Origin of the sequence: Mesobacillus selenatarsenatis SF-1 (assembly GCF_000813125.1) — a bacterium.
Lineage (GTDB): Bacteria > Bacillota > Bacilli > Bacillales > Cytobacillaceae > Mesobacillus > Mesobacillus selenatarsenatis.
The window spans coordinates 1-3,002 of record NZ_BASE01000087.1; the positions used below are offsets into that span (position 1 = coordinate 1).

Below are 3,002 nucleotides of genomic sequence, written 5' to 3' on the forward strand. Positions count from 1 at the left end.
GTCTGAAAAAGGTAAAAGGAAAGGCTCTGCATTGCCCGAAATGAGCGGGCAAGCTTGAAAAGGGTAAAAGGATAGCCCTTGCATTACCCAAAAATGAAGCGAAAGCTAAGAAAAAGGGAAAAGGATGCTTTTGATTGATCCCCCAAGTGTATTGAAATCGGATGATGGCCGTACTTTACCAGGTAAAAAGCAGGTAAGTGAATTACCAAAAAAATTATTCGCAGAAAGGCAAATATATCGCTTATATGCGGGTATAACACTAAGGACATCCATTGAAATTTTTTATCAGTGTTTAGTATATAGCAGGAAGGAGCCAACATCATGCAGTGGAAAGGCAGAAGAGCGAGCAGCAATGTGGAAGATAGAAGAGGAATGGGCGGCGGTGGCATGCTCATGGGTGGCGGCCTTGGCGGGATTATCTTATTAGTAATCATGACATTCCTGGGCGGAGGCGATATGGGGGATGTCGTCAATAATATGACGAACAGTGGAAACCAGTCTCCTGCACCTTATGAGCAGACAGCCGAAGAAGAGGAACTTGCCCAATTTGTTTCAGTAGTCCTTGCTGACACGGAAGAAGTGTGGTCCAAGGTATTCGCGGAAGAAGGGATGGAATATCAAGAGCCCACCCTTGTTTTATACTCAGGAAGCGTCCAGTCTGCGTGTGGAATGGCTGGCTCTCAGGTAGGCCCGTTTTATTGTCCTGGTGACCAAAAGCTTTATATTGATCTCAGCTTTTATAATGAACTTCAAACAAAGTTCCAGGCACCTGGTGATTTTGCAATGGCTTATGTTGTCGCCCATGAAGTTGGTCACCATGTCCAGACTTTACTGGGAACGACCGATAAACTGAATTCACTTCGCGGTCGTCTGGACCAGACAGAATTCAACAAATATCAAGTCCGCTTTGAGCTGCAGGCCGATTATTTGGCAGGCGTATGGGCTCACCATGCCCAGGGAATGGGCGTCGTGGAAGAAGGCGACCTAGAGGAAGCGATGAATGCGGCCAGTGCGGTCGGGGACGACACCATCCAGAAGCGATCGCAGGGCTATGTTGTACCGGAAAGTTTCACTCACGGTACCTCAGAACAAAGGAAAAGCTGGTTCCAAAAAGGCTATAAAGCTGGGAATCTTGAACAAGGAGATACGTTTAACACAAGAGAATTTTAGGTACAGATAAGCATAGACCTTTTATGGTCGATGCCATCAAGTTAACATTTGTGGGTGGCGCCAACTTATAGAGTGTTACTCCTCAAAGGAGTAACAAATTCTGATATAGGAAAGGAGCAATTCACAATGGGAACACAAATACGATCATTTTTCGCAAACGACACAGGTGATATACCCAATAATCCGACACTACCGATCATTGTCTACCAAGGCGTTTTTGATGACAACTTAAGCATGGAAGACCAATTCCAGCAGCATAATTGGACAGGCACATGGACTGGCGATATTTACGATTATCATCATTACCATACAAATACCCATGAAGTGCTGGGTGTTAAGTCAGGCAGTGCAACCGTGCAAATTGGCGGGGATGCCGGTGAACGTCTGGAGCTTAAAGCAGGGGATGTTGTCGTCCTACCGGCGGGAACCGGCCACAAGAAAATTGACAGCAGCCAAGATTTCGAGGTTGTAGGTGCTTACCCAAATGGACGAAATCCAGACTTGAAGGAAGAAGATCCTGGTGTCCGGGCTCAAGCATTATCTCAAATCAAAAATGTCCCTATTCCGGAAACAGATCCGGTATACGGTGAGACAGGTCCACTTCTTCATAAGTGGGTAAAATAATAGATAATATGGCACGCAGCAGCCTGTGGGTACAATCAGATTGCTGCGTGTTTTTTTGTTTTATCATATACCTATAAGGGTATATAATAAAGTAAGATTCATGGTAGTTAATCATTTGGACAACATAACTAGGTGTAGAAGATAAACGGAATGAAGGAAGTGAAGCCACATGGCTAATAAGAAATTTGTTTACTTCGTTTCATTGAGCTCCAATGTCCCTTATGTTTTGAAAAAAGCCCTGAAAAACGCTGAGGAAGAGAACGAGGTTTCTATTTTCTTTGATTTGGACGGAGCGCGAGTCCTGGATAAACGATATTTGAAAATTATGGAGAGAACACACAATATTGATTTGCAAAAATTGATGCAGCAGGCTTTAGATAAAGGCATAAAATTTTTCGGCTGCCAGATGAATGTATTGATTGCCGATGGACTTGAGCTTATTGAAGGTGCAGAGTTATCAGGAGTTGCAACCTTTTTAGAGACCGCCTACCAGGCAGATGCAGTACTAAGCTATTAATGGAGGTGAAGAGCTTATGGAAAAGAAAAAAGTAGTGGTTATGGCACTTCACGATCAACTGGAATCTGCATACCCACCTTTGAATGTGGCCGTTGGGGCTGCATCATCTGGTGCAGACGTAATCCTGGCATTTTCCCGCAGGGGAGTCAATATTCTGGATAAGCGATATGTATCCGTCCCGTCTGAGGACCTGGAGTACCTATCAAATGCATTGAACGACTTTGGAGTATCTTCCGTCCATGACCTCCTAGGAATCGCCGTAGAAATGGGAGCCCAGCTCTATGTCGTAGATCTGGATGTAAACGATCGTTTCGATTTCATCCATCCAGCAGAACAGGTCCCAATCAAATGGTTACTAAACGAAGCAGCATCCGCGGATTTATTTATGCATTTTTAAATTCATAATAAGTTTGAAGAATGAACCTAGCGGATGGATTTAGAAAGCTTTGAGATTTAAAGCAGAAAAGCTGTCAAGAAAAGCTCGTTATTATGACAGATTTGAGGTTCAAAGCAGAAAAGCTGTCAAGAAAAGCTCGTTATTGTGACAGGTTTAGGGCTCAAAACAGAAAAGCTGTCAAGAAAATCTCGTTATTGTGACAGGTTTGGGGCTCAAAACAGAAAAGCTGTCAAGAAAAGCTCGTTATTGTGACAGGTTTGAGATTCAATGCAGAAAAGCTGTCAAGAAAAGCTC

Annotated in this window: 4 protein-coding genes; all 4 read left to right on the plus strand. The window is 43.7% G+C overall.

The window, feature by feature from the left end; genetic code table 11:
- Positions 1-321 precede the first annotated feature (321 nt).
- Positions 322-1,170 carry a KPN_02809 family neutral zinc metallopeptidase gene (gene ypfJ / locus TY49_RS17490; RefSeq protein WP_041967201.1) on the plus strand — a complete coding sequence of 283 codons (849 nt, stop codon included), beginning with the start codon at positions 322-324 and terminating at the stop codon, positions 1,168-1,170.
- 126 nt (positions 1,171-1,296) lie between these two features.
- On the plus strand, positions 1,297-1,794 hold the full coding sequence (locus TY49_RS17495) for a cupin domain-containing protein (RefSeq protein WP_041967202.1): 498 nt from the start codon (positions 1,297-1,299) through the stop codon (positions 1,792-1,794).
- A 169-nt stretch (positions 1,795-1,963) separates the two neighbouring features.
- Entirely contained in the window at positions 1,964-2,311 is a 348-nt protein-coding gene (locus tag TY49_RS17500; RefSeq protein ID WP_041967203.1) for a DsrE/DsrF/DrsH-like family protein, read from the plus strand.
- A 16-nt stretch (positions 2,312-2,327) separates the two neighbouring features.
- Positions 2,328-2,708, plus strand: a complete 381-nt coding sequence (locus TY49_RS17505) for a peroxiredoxin family protein (RefSeq protein WP_041967204.1) — start codon at positions 2,328-2,330, stop codon at positions 2,706-2,708.
- The last annotated feature ends 294 nt before the right edge of the window (positions 2,709-3,002 follow it).